A 15133-nucleotide genomic window follows, 5' to 3' on the forward strand; every position below is an offset into this window, starting at 1 on the left:
CCGCAGGAGAGCATCATGACTACCGCAACAGCGCGCCTTCCCCGTTCCGGGCACAGCGCACCCAAACCATCCAAGACCGCCAGATCACGTGAACGCGCTCTGGCCTGGGCACGGCGTGCGCCGCTGCTGCCGGCCCTGATCTTCCTCATCATCGTCACCCAGCTGCCGTTTGTGGTGACGCTGGTCATCTCGTTCCTGAACTGGAACAGCCTCCGCCCGGACCAGACCGGATTCGCCGGCCTGGAAAACTACCTCCAGGTCCTGACCAACGCGGACCTGCGCCAGGCGATCTTCACCACCATCCTCCTGACCGTCTCGGTGGTCCTGGCCAGCCTGGTCATCGGCCTCGGACTGGCGCTGCTGCTGGATAAGAAGTTCATCGGCCGCGGCCTGGCCCGGACCCTGCTGATCGCCCCGTTCCTGGTGGTCCCGGTGGCCGCTGCCCTGATCTGGAAGCACGCCCTGCTGAACCCGACGTACGGGCTGATCAACGGCGCCCTGACCTGGATCTGGTCCCTGTTCGGCTCCGACACCCCGCCGCAGCCGGACCTCCTGTCCCAGGCACCGCTGGCCGCCGTGATCGTCTCCCTGGTCTGGCAGTGGACCCCGTTCATGATGCTGATCCTGCTCGCCGGGCTGCAGTCCCGGCCGATGGACACCGTCGAAGCCGCGCAGATGGACGGCGCCACCTCCTGGGCTATTTTCCGGCACCTGACCCTCCCGCACCTGCGCCAGTACCTGGAACTCGGCGGGCTGCTCGGCGCAATCTACATCGTGCAGAACTTCGACGCCGTCTTCACCCTCACCTCCGGCGGCCTGGGCACCGCGAACCTGCCCTACGCGATCTACCAGACGTTCTACTTCGCCAACGAATACGGCCTGGCCTCCGCCGCCGGCGTCGTGGTGGTCATCGGCACCATCATCGTGGCCACCTTCGCCCTGCGCACCGTATTCTCGCTCTTCAAGAAGGAGGCAGCACGATGAGCACCCTCACCCCCGCCACACCCCAAAGCACACCCCGCAGCCCTGTAACAGGCCCGAACGCCACCGGCACCCGCCGCGGATTCGGAAAGTCCGGCCGGGGCAAGTCCCGGATGGACCCGACCCGGAACAACACCGCCGCCGGCATCGCGGCCTGGCTGCTGGCGCTGCTCTTCGCCACCCCGGTCCTGTGGATGATCCTGACGTCCTTCCACTCCGAAACCGACGCCGCCACCAACCCGCCCTCGATCGCGGCCAACCTCACCCTGGACGCGTACAAGGAGTTCTTCGGCGCCAGCTCCGGCGTGAGCCCCTGGCCGCCGCTGATCAACTCCGCCACCGCCTCGATCCTCTCCACCGTCCTGGTCCTGGTCCTGGCCATCCCGGCCGCCTACGCCCTCTCGATCCGGCCGGTGAAAAAGTGGACGGACGTGATGTTCTTCTTCCTCTCCACCAAGATGATGCCGGTCGTCGCCGCGATCCTGCCGCTCTACCTGTTCGCCAAAAGCACCGGCGCCCTGGACAACATCTGGTTCCTGGTCCTGATGTACACCTCGATGAACCTGCCCATCGCGGTCTGGATGATGCGCTCCTTCCTCGCCGAAGTACCGGTGGAAATGCTCGAGGCCGCCGAGATCGACGGCGCCGGCCTGCTGCTGATACTCCGCACGATCATCGCCCCCGTGGCCATGCCCGGCATCGCCGCGACCGCCCTGATCTGCTTCATCTTCAGCTGGAACGAACTGCTCCTGGCCCGCGTCCTCACCGGCGTCATCGCCGGCACCGCCCCGGTCTTCCTCACCGGCTTCGTCTCCAGCCAGGGACTGTTCCTCGCCAAAGTCTGCGCCGCCGCCGTCGTCATCTCCCTCCCGGTACTCTTCGCCGGCTTCGCCGCCCAGGACAAACTCGTCCAGGGCCTCTCACTCGGCGCCGTCAAATAACCGGCCACCCCCACTTTCGATTCGCAGAGGATTACTTCGATGACAACACCCACCGCCCAGACCGTCACCCCTAGCACGGACGTGCCCGCCACGATGCGCGCTTCCGTCCTGAAGCGCCAGGGAGACATGGCCATGGAAACCTTGCCCGTTCCGCAACTGGAGGCCGATCAGGTCCTGGTCCAGGTAGCCGCCGTCGGCGTCTGCGGCAGCGACGTGCACTACTACGAGCACGGCCGGATCGGCGATTACGTGGTGGACCACCCGCTCATCCTCGGCCACGAACTCTCCGGTCGGATCGCCGCCGTCGGAAGCGCCGTCGACGCTGCCCGCATCGGCAAGCGGGTCGCCGTCGAACCCCAGCGGCCCTGCCGGACATGCAAGCAGTGCAAGGCCGGCCGGTACAACCTCTGCCCGGACATCGAGTTTTACGCCACCCCGCCGATCGACGGCGCGTTCGCCGAATACGTGACCATCCAGAGCGACTTCGCCTACGACATCCCGGTCAGCGTCAGCGATGAGGCAGCCGCCCTTATCGAACCGCTCTCCGTCGGACTCTGGGCCTGCGAACGGGCCGGCATCAAGCCCGGCAGCCGGGTCCTGATCGCCGGCGCCGGCCCGATCGGCATCATCGCCGCCCAGGCCGCCCGCGCCTACGGCGCCACCGAAATCCACATCACCGACGTCGCCGAAGACCGCCTGGCCTTCGCCCTGGAACACGGCGCCACCCACGCCCTTAACGCCAAAACCTACACGGTCGAAGGCCTGGACGTCGATGCCTTCATCGACGCCTCCGGCGCCCCGCAGGCCGTCCGCTCCGGCATCAAGGCTGTCGGACCCGCCGGGAAGGTCATCCTCGTGGGGCTCGGGGCGGACGACGTTGAACTCCCCGTTTCGTACATCCAGAACCGGGAGATCTGGCTCTCCGGCGTCTTCCGCTACACCAACACCTGGCCCTTGGCGATCCAGCTGATTGCCGACGGCACAGTGGATCTGGACATCCTCGTCACCGGCAAGTTCGCCTTGTCCGAATCCGAAGAGGCGCTCAAAGCGGGCAAGCAGCCCGGCCAGCTCAAAGCCGTCGTCTACCCTGGCCGCTGAAACGCGTCATCGGTGCCGGCCAGCCGGGCAGGAAGGCCCCGCTGGCCGGCATCGCGGCCGGAAAGTCCACGGCGGCCAGGCTCATCCCTGGTCCTGAGCGAAGAATTAACACTGCAAGGAAGCAGCCATGCCATCACATGACACCTCATCCGCCTCTATCCCGGCTGCCGGGAACACCGTCCTGACGGTCATAGGCGAATCCCTCGTCGACATCATCAGTGACCCCCGCCGGCCGGCGGCAAGCCAGGCGCACGCCGGCGGGAGCCCCTTCAATGTGGCTGTGGGGGCTGCCCGCCTGGGCCTGCAGACGAGTCTGGTGACCCATTACGCCGACGACCGCTACGGGCTCATGATCGGCGAACATCTGCGGTCCAACGGTGTCGATGTGATCAACGGTGGGACTACGCCGACATCCACGGCTCTCGCCACACTGGGCCCCGACGGTGCTGCCGACTACACCTTCTCCATCACCTGGGAAATCAACGGGGCGTCGCTGCCCGCTCTGGCCGCCGTCGAAGGTTCCACCCACGTCCACACGGGATCGATCGCCACCGTGCTCCCGCCAGGGGAGCAGGCCACCCTGGTCCTCGCGGAGGCAGCCCGTGAACACGCGACCATCAGCTACGACCCCAACTGCCGGCCCGCAATCAGCCCTAATGCGGCCGCTGCCCGCCGGCAGGCGGAAAAATTTGTGGCTGCCAGCGACATCGTCAAAGCCAGCGACGAAGACCTGAGCTGGCTCTACCCGGACCGGACACCGGACGAAAGCCTGGAAGCGTGGCTCGAACTCGGGCCCGCGATCGTAGCCCTGACGCGAGGAGCCTCCGGCCCGGTCATCCTCGCCCGCCAGGGGCGGGTGGAGATGGCAGCCGAACCCATAACCGTGGCAGATACCGTGGGCGCCGGCGATTCCTTCATGGCCGGGCTCATCTTCGGACTCGCCCAGCTTCAGGCGCTCGGCGCCGGCGGCAGGCAGCGGCTGCAATCGCTTACGCCGGAACAGCTGCACACCGTCGCCGCTTACGCCAACCGCGCCGAGGCGATCACCTGCTCCCGGCAAGGTGCAAATCCGCCCCGCTCCGCGGAACTCGGCCCGTTGCCCGTGCCGTCAACGGCCCAGGAGGGCTGACAGCATGAGGACCCTCAACAGCACCACAGCAACCACGGCCCACGCCTCCCTGGCCACACCGGGCTACGACCGCTCCGGGCTGACCGCCGGGATCGTCCACTTCGGCGTCGGAGATGTGGCCCGGAAGATGTTCACCGCCTTTGCAAAGCTCAGGGACGCGGAGCTTAGCGCCTGGGTCGCGGAGAACGTGCCTTTTCCGAACAGCATGGTGCACCGGATCACCCCGGTCACCACGGATACGGACCGTGCCGTCATAGCCGAGGAGTTCGGGGTCGAGGACGTCTGGCCGGTGGTGTGCGAGCCGTTCGAGCAGTGGGTGCTCGAAGACCATTTCAGCCTCGGGCGTCCTCCGTTCGAAGCCGCCGGCGTCCAGATCGTGAAGGACGTTGAACCCTACGAGTTGATGAAGCTCTGCTCAATGCCAGCCATCAGGGGATGTGCTATTTCGGCTACCTTGCCGGCTACCGCTACGCCCACGAGGTGGCCCAGGACCCCCTGTTCGCCGGGTTCCTTCTCGACTATATGGACAACGAAGCCACCCCACCCTCCAGCCCGTGCCCGGCATCGACCCAGAGGCTTTAAGCACACCCTCATCGAGCGGTTCTCCCACGAGCACGTCCGGGACACCCTGGCCCGACTCTGCACCGAAAGCTCGGACCGGATCCTCCAATGGATGCTGCCCGTCGTCCGCATCAACCTGGAACAGGGCGGGGAAATCCGCCGCTCCGCGGCCATCGTCGCCAGCTGGGCCTTGGACGACCTTCACCGCGGCGGTGCCCGGGCTGCCCTGGAATCCCTGAAATCCCGTTCCCAGGCTGCACGAAGCCCCGATCTCAACGAAGGCAACGGAAAACTATATGCTCGACACAGCCCACATCACCGGTTCGGGCCGGTCGCGTCCAACGATGCGCCACGTCGCCGCTCTCGCAGGCGTGGGAATCAAGACGGTCTCCAGGGTCGTGAACGCCGAACCCAACGTTTCCCAAGAGACGGTTCATCGCGTCCGGGAAGCGATCGAGCGACTGGACTATCAGCCTGACCTGAACGCCGGCAACCTCAAGCGGGCAAACGGAAAGACGCTCACCATCGGGCTGGTCGTGGAAAGCGTTGCCAACCCGATCTCGAGCGCAATTCACCGCGCCATTGAGCAGAAGGCCTGGGAACGGGATACCGCCGTGTTCGCGTCCAGCCACGGGGATGACCCGATCCGGGAGCACGCCATTATGCAGGCCTTACAGCGTCGCCGTGTCGACGGGATGATCCTCACGACGGCCGGCGGGAGCTGCGCGTACCATGCCGAAGGCGCCGCCCGGCGCACCCCGCTCGTGTTCGTTGACCGGGCATCCGGTGGAGTGGGCGCGGACGCGGTCATCTCGGGCGATTTCACCGGTGCCGCACATGCCGCTCGTCATCTCCTCGGTCACGGACACCGTCGCATCGCGTACTGCGGCCCGGGGGACCACCTGGGGTTTCGGAGCGCCCGCGAACGAGAGCGGGGATTCATGGAGGAACTCGGCCGTTGGGGCGTCCCTACTACCGATGTACCCGTCCTCCAGGACCTGGATGATGCGGAGACTGCACAGAACGCGGTCGCAACAATGGTGCTGTCCGGCTCGCGACCGACGGCGATTTTCACCAGTCACGGTCCCTCAACCATCGGCGCCATCAGGGCGTTGCGCGAAGCCGGCCTCCACAATTCGGTCGCCCTCGTCGGATTTGATGACTTCGCCCTCACGGAAATCCTGGAACCCGGTGTTACGGTCGTCGCCCCCGACCCGGAAAGAATCGGACAAATGGCGGCCGAAAGACTGTTCGCGCGAATCGACGGTTCCCGGGCCGAACCGAACACCTATGTCGTGCCGACAACATTGATAGCACGTGGCTCCGGCGAGTTGTGGCCCAAGATTGACGCCCCCCATCGGAAGGGCCGCCGACTCAGCCCGCATGGGCAAGCGGCCGCCGTCGAACGCCAGCGGAACCGGTAGACATCCCTGATGAACGGTGCGACCATGGCCGAACACCGCAGCCACACGGAGGCGTCCGCTCGCAAGCGAGGCTGGAGGAACGAATGACAGGGTCCGATCTCGATCTGATCGTGGAGCAATATCATCGAGCGCTTGATGCATTCGTAAGGGGAGACCCCGCGCCGAACAAGCAGCTGTTTTCCAGGCTGGATGATGTCACGCTCGCCAATCCCCTCGGGCCGCCTGCACGGGGCTGGAGCCAGGTCGAAAACACCATGGAGCGGGCGTCGTCCCAGCTCGCGGAGGGCGAGCCCACCCGATTCGAGCGAATCTCCGGGCATACTGGCACAGACCTGGCCTACATCCTCGAGATCGAACGAACGCGTGCGAAGGTCGGCGGAGCCGCCGAGCCGTCGCCGATATCACTTCGGGTGACGACGATCTTCCGATTGGAAGAGGGAAAATGGAAGATTCTCCACCGCCATGCCGATCCAATAACTTCCCCGAAGCCGATCGAGTCCATCGTACAGACGTAGATTGTCTGGGGAGCAGGACGGGATTCGGGGTAGCATCCGGACAGTTTCGACACAACACAGAGCGGCCGCACCCATGGTTCGGGCCTGCACGAGGAGGCAGTGAATGATCACGGCAACCATGGTGGTAGCAACGGTCCCGGTCACGGACCTCGAGCGTGCGAAGAAGTTCTATGGCGATACCCTCGGCCTCACATTCCTGTGGGAGACCACCGTCGCCGTCCGGTACCGCTGCGGGACCGCCAGCGAGATTTCCGTGTTCAGGCGCCCGCCCGTCACGACGGAGCATACGCTTGCCCACTTCGAAGTGGACGATATCGAGGCCGTGATCCAGGACCTGGTTGCCAAGGGTGTCGAGTTCCTGGACTACGCTGAAGGGCCGCTTGCCACAACCGGCCACATCGCCCAGCTCGGTCCCGCCCGTGGTGCATGGTTCCGCGATCCCGACGGCAACACCCTAGGGCTCCGCCAAGCATAGGACCAGAGATAGGGGCGAGGCCCGTGGGCAATTTCCCGTCCGGCCCGGTTCGCCGAGCGAACGTCCCGGCTAGGCCCAGGTGTCGGCGCGGGCGGCAATGCGGTCCACGAAGTCCAGGACCGCCGGATGGGCGGGGTTGATGAGGCGGCCGCTGGCCGGAATACCGTCTCCGGGAGCAGTCCGGGCTGACCGGCCGATCGCTCCGGCACCCTGAGCCGAAGGCCGCGGGCCCACGCCTCAGCATCCGGATCGATGGTGAACAGGGCCGGCTCCAAGAGGACCAGTGCCTTAACCTTGTCGGGGAACCGGCAGGCAAGTTCGATGGCGATAAGACCGTCCGCGCGGCGCCCGATCACCACGGCCGGCCCGGCGTGCTACCCGGCCAGGGCGGCCGCGGCGTCGTCGACGTGGTCCACCAGGTCCAGTGTCTCGAACGGCACCGGCGGGGCGCTGCGGTGGAAGCCCCGGCGGTCATAGATGATGCACCGGCCGCCGGGCGAGTTCCATGGCGGCATCCGTCCACGTCACGGCCGAATCGGGCGTCCCATGAACGCCCAGGACGGGGATTCCTTCGCCCTGCTCCCAGTAGTAGAGATCCACGCCGTTGACGCTGAGTCTGGGCATACCACCAGCGTAGGCGGAGGCCTCATCCCGTGGAAGGCCGCCCTACCCGGCCCCCGCGGACGGCAGGAACCGGCGGTTCCTTATCCGTGATTCGCCGAATTCGACCGCCAGCGGTGCAATTTCCCAAGAGCCGCCGCGCCGGGTCCGTGGGCGGCCCACGGCAATATGGGGTGTCCAACGGGGGTACCTGAAGCCAAGGGCGCGTGAGCCAAGGATAAAGTCATCAACATTGTCCACGAGCAGCTCGTCCAGCAGTTCGTGCAGTGCCTGCACGAGGGAGACCTGATAGTCACGTACCCTCTCGGGCACGTCCACCTCAAGTCCACACACGCTTCCGCCGCCGAGCACGATCAGCTGTTCGGCGCTTCCGGAGAAGCCCCCCAGGGTCGGTAGCCCCTGCAACCAGTCAACCGTCCGGCGGCTGGCGTCCGCGGAACTGGTGACGTCTTTTGTCCACTCCGCGACGTCCAGGGAAAAGTCCTCCAGGACACCGAGGTGAAGCAGGGTCAGGTGCAGCCCCTGCTGCCTCCGCAGCCCCTCGACGTAGCTGCCCAGTTGCTCATAGTCGGAGGGGCCGGAGCCGATGCTGAGAACCGGGACCTCCACCGTGATACGCGGGACTGTATGCATCCGGGCCCCCTGGTGTCCGTGCTGGCCGTTGTCTCTCGGCGCAATTATCCTCTGCGTTCATGGGCCTGTGGAGAGGCCGCCGGCAGGTGTTCACCCCCCGAATTGGGGGACACGGAGAGGGGGGTGTCCCAAGGAAACTCCAAGGTTTTTCCAAGCTCACGGATCAAGCATTAGCCCGAGTGGAACTGCCGGATCAACACAGTGAGGATGTGCCATGAGCAATCTACGGAAACTGGGGGCGGTCGGAAGCCTCGGGCTGCTGATGTCGGGCAGCCTGATCTTCGGTTCAGCACACGCCGCTGTTGCGGCCACCTGCCGCCCGGGAACGGCTGCCCCCACCAGCACATCGTCGGGCAAGATATTGACTGCCACCAACTTCGAGGGCAACACCCTCTCCCCGTTCATCGCCACGAGGTCGGGCAACGGATCGGTGAGTGTTGCCAGCCCGAAGGCCCACTCCGGAACGTGTTCGGCCAGACTCCGCGCGACAGCGGATATCGGATCTGTGGCCAACATCGGCTTGGCGCTGCCCTCGGGAACCAAGAGGGCCAGCGCAGACGCGTGGGTCAACATCACCACAGCCGGCCTTCGGGGGAACAACGTGCCCTATGTGCGGTTCTTCTCCGGGGCTACCCGGATTGCGGATGTGTTCCGCGACAACGGCACCGGACAGCTGTGGCTGAGGGTCACGAATCCCAACGGGACGTTTTCGTACACGAATCTCAAGCCCTCAATCGTCCCGCTGAACACATGGCACCGCGTCCAGATGCAGGTCAGGACGAATGGCGCCAAGTCCTCGATCCAGGTCCTGTTTGACGGCGCCTCCGTGTTTTCCAAGAACGTGGGCTTCGGTGCCACTAGCCTGAGCAAGGTTCAATTCGGAGCCGAGCATCCCCGCCAGATGGGAGACAGCTACATCGATGACGTCGTCGTCAGGCGGTAGTCCTGTCCGCCAGGGATGCTAGCGGGAGACGGGTTCCTTGGCGTCGAGCAACATGAGTTCGCTGCGGCGCGGGAAGCCTTCCCAGTCCCCGGGCACAAGGCAGGCAAAGGCGCCGGTTGCTGCTGCGGTTTGAAGCCTGTCCTCGGGGCCGCGGTCTCCGATGAGTTCGGCCAGGTAGCCGGCGACGAATGCATCGCCGGCGCCGACGGTGTCCACCACCGCGACGGTGACTGCCGCCTGTCGGTACACTCGGCCGTTGATCAGCGCAAGGGCTCCTTCCGCACCGAGTTTGATGACAGCCTGGCTGGGCCCGAGTGCGGCTATCCGCCGGGCCAGTTCCTCCGGCTCGGCGGCGCCGACCGCTATCGCTGCTTCGTCGTCTCCTGCGAAGACGATGTCTGCGAGCGGAATGATGTCCCGAAAGACGCTGCTGGCACCTTCGGGTGACCAAAGGTTGCCGCGGAAGTTGAGGTCAAAGGACACCGGCACGCCCGCGGCGCGTGCCGCCAAGATGGCGTATCTGAGGGTTGCTTCGGCTTGCCCGGAAAGGGCCGGCGTGATTCCGCTGACATGCAGCAGGCTGGCGCCGGAAATAAGCTCTGCGTCGATGTCCTCCGGCGTGATCCGGGATCCGGCGCTGCCGGCGCGGTAGTAACTGACGCGCTGTGTGGCGGGGGTTCGGCGTTCCTTGATCATCAGGCCCGTAGGGGCGGAAGGGTCGACGGCGACGCGGACGTCGACGCCTTCCGCGCGGATTTCGCGCTCAACGAGCTGGCCGAGCGAGTCCGCCCCCACGCGTCCGCACCACACACTCTGTACGCCGAGGCGTTGAAGACCGATCGCCACGTTGGATTCAGAGCCTCCGATGCCCAGGCTCATGGTTGACGCGTGGGCCAGCGGGCCGACCTGCTCAGCGCGCATCAGGGCCATCGTTTCGCCGAAGGTGAGCACGTACGGTGCCGGGATGGCGCTCATGGGTTCACACCCATCAGCTCTGCGGTCTGCGCGACGAGGTCACGCACGCGCCGCGCCCTCGCTGTGAGCTCCTGGAGGTCCCCTCCCTGGAAGGCGTCTCCGAGGAGGGGGCCGCCGAGGCTGACGGCGAGGGCTCCTGCCTTGATCCAACCCGGAACGTCCTCGATATTCACGCCGCCGGAGGGAATCACCTGGATGTCGGGGAATGGCCCGCACAGTTGGGAGACGTAGCCGGGGCCTACCGTGGAGGCAGGGAAGACCTTGACGGCGGTGGCGCCCAGCTTCCAGCCGGCGTGCAGTTCCGTCGGAGTCAGGCCTCCGGGATACACGGGGACACTGCGTCGGACGCATGCTGCGATGACATCGGGATCGGTGACTGGCGTGACGATGTAGGCGGCGCCCAGGTCCAGGGCCGTTTCTGCGTCCGTTGCTTCGGTCACTGTCCCCACACCGATCTCCAACCTTTCGCCGAACCGCTCCTGAAGGCGGGGAAGTTCAGCCCATACTCCCGGGGTGCTCAGCGTCAGCTCGATGCTGAGGACGCCGCCGCGCTGCAGCGCCTCGATGACAGGGGCGTAATCGGAGGCGTGACGGGCCCGCAGTACGGCCACCACGCGGGTGTCGCTGAGGATGGTGGACGGGGCCGGGCGGGTGAGGATGCCTTGATCGTCGGGGCGCTGCATGGGAATTCCTTTTGCTGTGGTCGGCTGACTTTTGCAGTGGCGGGCTGAAGGCCTGCCCGACGGCGGCTGGTGCCGCCGTCGGGATCTTGTGGTGGTGCTACTTGGCGGTCCGGGTGACGGCTAAGTCAGCCACGACGGCGGTCGCCGGGGCGGTGAGGCCGTCACGGCCGGCGTCGTTGGGGTCCGTCAGGTCGCGGTTGAGGGTCTCGGGGGAGAGCCTGGTGGCAATAAAGCTGACCGCCATGACCAGGGACATGTAGATGGCCACCGGAACCCATGAGTTGCTGAAGACCGCGAGGAGGCCGGCGCAGACCATGGGGGCGATGCCGCCGCCGATGATCGACGAGAACTCACGACCCAGCGTGACGCCTGCGTAGCGGTAGCGGCTGCCGAAGATCTCCGGGAAGTAGCTCATGTGGACGCCCACCACTCCCTGGCAGGCCAGCATGAAGCCGATGATCATCACCAGCATGATCGCGACCGGCGAGCCGGTGGTGAGAAGCATAAAGGCCGGGGCCGGGAAGAGGATGAGCGCCCCGGTGATGATGGAAACCACGCGGCGGCGCCCGATCTTGTCTGAAAGCATGCCGAAGGCCACGGCGGCGCAGCCTCCGCAGAGTGACCCGATGAGAAGGACCTGTGGGATGAATTTGGGATCCGTTCCCACCACGGTGATCAGGTAGGACGCCATGAAGACCTGGATCGTGTACGACTGGGTGCTGACGCCGAAGTTCATGAGAATGACGCGCAGGACGTTCGCCTTGCCGTTCTTCATGACCTCCTTGAGCGGTGCGGGCGGTTCTGTCTGCTGCTGCTTGATTTCCTTGAAGACAGGGGATTCGTCCAGCTTGCGCCGGATGACGAGGGCTGCGATGGTCACGAAGATGCTCGAAAGGAAGACGAGACGCCATCCCCACGTCATCATGTCGTTGGGGGCCAGCGCCTGGGCTGCGATCCAGACAAGGGCGCCCAACGCTGTGCCGGCGGCAGCGCCGACCATGATGAGGGAGGCGAGCTTTCCACGGGTTCCCGCTGTTGCTGATTCGGTCAGCAGTGTGGCACCGCCGGACTGCTCCGCGCCTGCCCCGAAGCCTTGGGCTGCGCGGCAGACGCACAGCAGGATGGGTGCGAGGATGCCAACCTGCTCGAAGGTCGGCAGAAGGCCGATCACCAGGGTTGCTCCGCCCATCAGCAGCAGGGTGACCACAAGAATCCATTTGCGGCCCAGCCGGTCTCCGAAGTGGGAGAAGAAGATCCCGCCGAGCGGCCGGAACAGGAAGCCGACGGCGAACGTGCTGAAGCTGGCGAGCAGGGCGGCCGCGGGCGAAATGTTCGGGAAGAACAGCTTGCTGAAGACCAGCGCTGAGGCCGTGCCGTAGATGACGAAGTCGTAGAGCTCAAGGGTGGTGCCGATCAGGCCTGCCAGAGCCGCCTTGCGCACCTTCCTCTGATCGATTGTAGAGGGTTGGGGATTTCCTGTGGTCATTTCCATACTCCTTTGAATGGATGTCCTGCGGTGATCGAGCCTGGCGAGATGCGGTTTCTTGGTTTCGACAGGCTCAACCAGCGGGACTCGTGCTGGTGAGCTCAGTAAGTGATGATGATTTTGAGGTTCGTGGGGTCGGTGACCGGGGCCGTCAGGGCTTCCGCTGCCGCCGCGAGGGGATATTTGCCGGTGATGATGGACCGGAGGTCCACCGTGCCGGCGGAGGCGAGCGCGATCGCGGCAGGGAAAGCGTTGGCGTAGCGGAAGGCAGTCACCAGATCGATTTCGTAGCGCTGGAGGAACCCGAGCGGTATGCCGTCCACCGTGGGGCGGGCCTGTCCGACGACTGTGGCCCGGGCTGCCGGCGCCAGTGTCAGGATACCGTCGTGAAGGGCGTGGGCGTTGCCGGAGCACTCGATCAGTCGGTCCATGCCTTTCAGGTCCAGTGGGGTTGCCACGGTGTTCACCGTGCGCGTGGCCCCGAACTTCGCGGCTGCGGCCAGTCGGTCGTCGTTGACGTCCGTCACCACGATCTCCGAAGCGCCTCTGGCCGCCGCGACCTGGGCAACCATCAGCCCGATGGGACCGGCTCCCGTGATCAGCACCCGGTGGCCGGCTTGAACCTGGGCCCGCTGGACCGCCCACACGGCAACGGCGAGCGGCTCGATGGCGGCCCCGATTTCTGCGGGGATGGAGCCGGGCAGTTCGTGCAGGGCGGCTTCGGGCACAACCACGTGGCGGGCAAAGAGCCCGTCCGTGGGCGGCGAGCCGAAGCACGTGCCGGCCGGGCAGAGGTTGTACCGGCCCGAGAGACAGGTGGGGCACGTCCGGCAGGGAAGGGCCGGTTCAATGACGACGGCGGTGCCCGCGGCGATGCTTGCGGCCGTTCCTGCCGCGATGACTACGCCTGCGCCTTCATGACCCAGGACCGTCGGCTGGCGGAGTTCATTGGTGCCGTTGCGCCCGTCGGCGTAGTAGTGCATGTCTGAGCCGCAGATGCCGCCGGAGCGCATCTCGACCAGGACGTCGTTGGCGCCGAGCGACTTCAGGGGTCTGTGCTCGATCCGCAGGTCGCGGGCCCCGTGCAGCACAGCTGCTTCGGTGCCGGCAGGCAAGCCGGCGGCGTGGCTGGTGTTGAGGGTCTGGGTGGTCATTGGGTGCTCCCGATGGCTGCGTGGGGGGATGGATCGCTGGCGTCGGCAATGGCGGCGAGCGGTCCGGAGGAGTGGATGATGTCGATCAGCTGACCTGTGCGTTCGATGAAGTCGGTACGTTGGGCCAGTTCTTCCCCGAGGAGGTGGTGGTCCCCGAGGACCATCCCGGCGAGCTCCCGGCCGGAGCGGGAGCGGGCAGCGAGTCCGGCCAGAAGTGGGCGTGCCGGATCCTCCATGGCTTCCGCGTGCGTACCGGGGTTGAAGCCGCCCAGCGGTGCGATGCATGACAGGTAGGCTGCCGTGGTGAGTGCCAGGAGTTGCGGAATACGCCCGTCGTCGAGCATTTGCAGTGCCGGGAGCGGGATCCGCTGGCGGAGCTTGACGGATCCGTCTGAGCCCACCTGGCTGGTGCGGTGGCCCAGGGCCGTGTTCCGCCAGCGGGAGAACAGCTGTTCCTCGTAGGCATCTACGTCCACCCCGGCCGGTACTGAAACGCTGGGGAGGTATTCGTTTTTAAGAACGGAACGGGCGGCCAGTTCAATGTGGGTTTGAGTGACGGACTCCGGAATGGTGGCGGCACCGGACAGGGCACCGAGGTACGCGATGAGGGAATGGGTGCCATTCAGCAGTCGGACCTTGAGCTGTTCGTAGCTGGCCACATCGCTGGAGAAGACGGCGCCGCCCGCTTCCCAGGCGGGACGGCCGGCGATGAAGTTGTCCTCCACGATCCACATGGTGAAGGGTTCGGCCGGGACCGGGATGAGGTCGGCGTAGCCGCGCTGTTCGGCCACGAGCATGCGGTACTGATCGGTGGTGGCCGGCACGATCCTGTCCACCATGGATGACGGGAAGCTGACGTGGGAGTCGATCCAGGCGAGGGTTTCGGCGGCCTCCGCCGCAGGCAGCATGGACGCGAATTCGCGGACGAGACGCTGCGTATGGTGGCCGTTGTCGGCAAGGTTGTCGCAGCTGAGGACGGTGACAGGCTCGGCGTGTGTGCGGGCGCGGCGCTGCAGCCCGCGGACGATCTGGCCGATGGGCGTCCCCGGAGAGATGCAGTTGGCGAGGTCATGCTGAACGGCCGGGTCCTGCAGGTTAAGCGACCCGGTGGCGGGAGTGTAGTTGTAGCCGTTTTCCGTCACCGTCAGTGAAACGATGCGGGTGGCGGCATCCCCGATGGCGGCGATGACACGGTCCGGGTTGCGGGCTGCGACGAACGCGTCCGTGTGGACCTGTGGGACGCTGAACGTGGAGCCTTCGGGCGAGATCTCCACCACTGTGTAGAGCATGTCCTGGGCGTGCATGGCGTCCGGTAGGGCGGAGGAACGGCTGGAGACTCCGATGATGCCCCAGTCGCCTCCCCTCGAGGTGATGGCTGCGTCGGTGTATACGGCCTGGTGGGCACGGTGGAAGTTGCCGAGCCCCAGATGCACGATCCCGGGTGCGGGAGTGGCAGCACGCCGCAGAATGCCGGGCGTTTTGGCGGACAGCGGGGGCGTTGACGAGGAAGCCAC

Annotated in this window: 17 protein-coding genes and 1 pseudogene; 9 read left to right on the forward strand and 9 right to left on the reverse strand. The window is 65.9% G+C overall.

Translation table 11 applies throughout. From position 1 onward, the window contains the following. Positions 1-15 precede the first annotated feature (15 nt). The 8 genes and pseudogenes from AC1DD3_RS12335 (at position 16) to AC1DD3_RS12370 (ending at position 7124) form a co-directional block, all read left to right on the forward strand. Positions 16-984, forward strand: a complete 969-nt coding sequence (locus AC1DD3_RS12335; RefSeq protein WP_476881798.1) for a carbohydrate ABC transporter permease — start codon at positions 16-18, stop codon at positions 982-984. Then, positions 981-1922, forward strand: a complete 942-nt coding sequence (locus tag AC1DD3_RS12340; RefSeq protein ID WP_476881799.1) for a carbohydrate ABC transporter permease — start codon at positions 981-983, stop codon at positions 1920-1922. Before AC1DD3_RS12335 ends, AC1DD3_RS12340 begins: the two co-directional genes overlap by 4 nt. A 39-nt stretch (positions 1923-1961) precedes the next feature. Beyond that, positions 1962-3020 (forward strand): NAD(P)-dependent alcohol dehydrogenase, encoded by a 1059-nt coding sequence (locus tag AC1DD3_RS12345; RefSeq protein ID WP_230117265.1) that lies wholly within the window; start codon positions 1962-1964, stop codon positions 3018-3020. A gap of 127 nt (positions 3021-3147) precedes the next feature. Then, positions 3148-4149 (forward strand): carbohydrate kinase family protein, encoded by a 1002-nt coding sequence (locus tag AC1DD3_RS12350; protein ID WP_476881800.1) that lies wholly within the window; start codon positions 3148-3150, stop codon positions 4147-4149. A gap of 103 nt (positions 4150-4252) precedes the next feature. After that, a pseudogene (locus tag AC1DD3_RS12355) lies at positions 4253-4900 on the forward strand (mannitol dehydrogenase family protein); the annotation flags it as partial. A gap of 154 nt (positions 4901-5054) precedes the next feature. Next, positions 5055-6134, forward strand: coding sequence for a LacI family DNA-binding transcriptional regulator (locus tag AC1DD3_RS12360; protein ID WP_476881801.1), 1080 nt, complete (start codon positions 5055-5057; stop codon positions 6132-6134). 83 nt (positions 6135-6217) lie between these two features. Continuing rightward, positions 6218-6649 (forward strand): YybH family protein, encoded by a 432-nt coding sequence (locus AC1DD3_RS12365; protein WP_230117263.1) that lies wholly within the window; start codon positions 6218-6220, stop codon positions 6647-6649. Positions 6650-6752: 103 nt separating this feature from the next. After that, positions 6753-7124 (forward strand): VOC family protein, encoded by a 372-nt coding sequence (locus AC1DD3_RS12370; protein ID WP_476881802.1) that lies wholly within the window; start codon positions 6753-6755, stop codon positions 7122-7124. A gap of 69 nt (positions 7125-7193) precedes the next feature. On the opposite strand, the gene AC1DD3_RS12375 is transcribed toward AC1DD3_RS12370, so the two are convergent. The 4 genes from AC1DD3_RS12375 to AC1DD3_RS12390 form a co-directional block, all read right to left on the reverse strand. Further along, positions 7194-7358, reverse strand: a complete 165-nt coding sequence (locus AC1DD3_RS12375; RefSeq protein ID WP_230117261.1) for a hypothetical protein — start codon at positions 7356-7358, stop codon at positions 7194-7196. Positions 7359-7498: 140 nt separating this feature from the next. Continuing rightward, positions 7499-7639: a hypothetical protein gene (locus tag AC1DD3_RS12380; protein ID WP_476881803.1), complete on the reverse strand. Its 141-nt coding sequence runs from the start codon at positions 7637-7639 to the stop codon at positions 7499-7501. Then, the gene (locus tag AC1DD3_RS12385; protein ID WP_476881804.1) at positions 7596-7748 is read right to left on the reverse strand and encodes a hypothetical protein; all 153 of its coding nucleotides are present in this window, start codon (positions 7746-7748) and stop codon (positions 7596-7598) included. The genes AC1DD3_RS12380 and AC1DD3_RS12385 overlap by 44 nt, the downstream gene beginning before the upstream one ends. A gap of 42 nt (positions 7749-7790) precedes the next feature. Next, the gene (locus AC1DD3_RS12390) at positions 7791-8378 is read right to left on the reverse strand and encodes a hypothetical protein (protein WP_230117260.1); all 588 of its coding nucleotides are present in this window, start codon (positions 8376-8378) and stop codon (positions 7791-7793) included. 214 nt (positions 8379-8592) lie between these two features. Here AC1DD3_RS12390 and AC1DD3_RS12395 point away from each other — a divergent pair, with 214 nt between their 5' ends. After that, positions 8593-9321 carry a hypothetical protein gene (locus AC1DD3_RS12395; protein WP_476881805.1) on the forward strand — a complete coding sequence of 243 codons (729 nt, stop codon included), beginning with the start codon at positions 8593-8595 and terminating at the stop codon, positions 9319-9321. An 18-nt stretch (positions 9322-9339) separates the two neighbouring features. Here AC1DD3_RS12395 and AC1DD3_RS12400 read toward each other — a convergent pair whose 3' ends face one another. From AC1DD3_RS12400 to AC1DD3_RS12420, 5 genes are all read right to left on the reverse strand, one after another. After that, on the reverse strand, positions 9340-10296 hold the full coding sequence (locus tag AC1DD3_RS12400) for a sugar kinase (protein ID WP_476881806.1): 957 nt from the start codon (positions 10294-10296) through the stop codon (positions 9340-9342). Further along, positions 10293-10979 (reverse strand): bifunctional 4-hydroxy-2-oxoglutarate aldolase/2-dehydro-3-deoxy-phosphogluconate aldolase, encoded by a 687-nt coding sequence (locus tag AC1DD3_RS12405; RefSeq protein WP_476881807.1) that lies wholly within the window; start codon positions 10977-10979, stop codon positions 10293-10295. The genes AC1DD3_RS12400 and AC1DD3_RS12405 overlap by 4 nt, the downstream gene beginning before the upstream one ends. 97 nt (positions 10980-11076) lie before the next feature. Continuing rightward, positions 11077-12465 (reverse strand): MFS transporter, encoded by a 1389-nt coding sequence (locus AC1DD3_RS12410; protein WP_476881808.1) that lies wholly within the window; start codon positions 12463-12465, stop codon positions 11077-11079. 101 nt (positions 12466-12566) lie between these two features. After that, positions 12567-13619, reverse strand: coding sequence for an alcohol dehydrogenase catalytic domain-containing protein (locus tag AC1DD3_RS12415; RefSeq protein WP_476881809.1), 1053 nt, complete (start codon positions 13617-13619; stop codon positions 12567-12569). Then, a complete protein-coding gene (locus AC1DD3_RS12420; RefSeq protein ID WP_230117254.1) occupies positions 13616-15133 on the reverse strand; it encodes a mannitol dehydrogenase family protein in 1518 nt (505 codons plus the stop codon). Before AC1DD3_RS12420 ends, AC1DD3_RS12415 begins: the two co-directional genes overlap by 4 nt.

The organism is Arthrobacter sp. 05T444 (genome assembly GCF_056395905.1).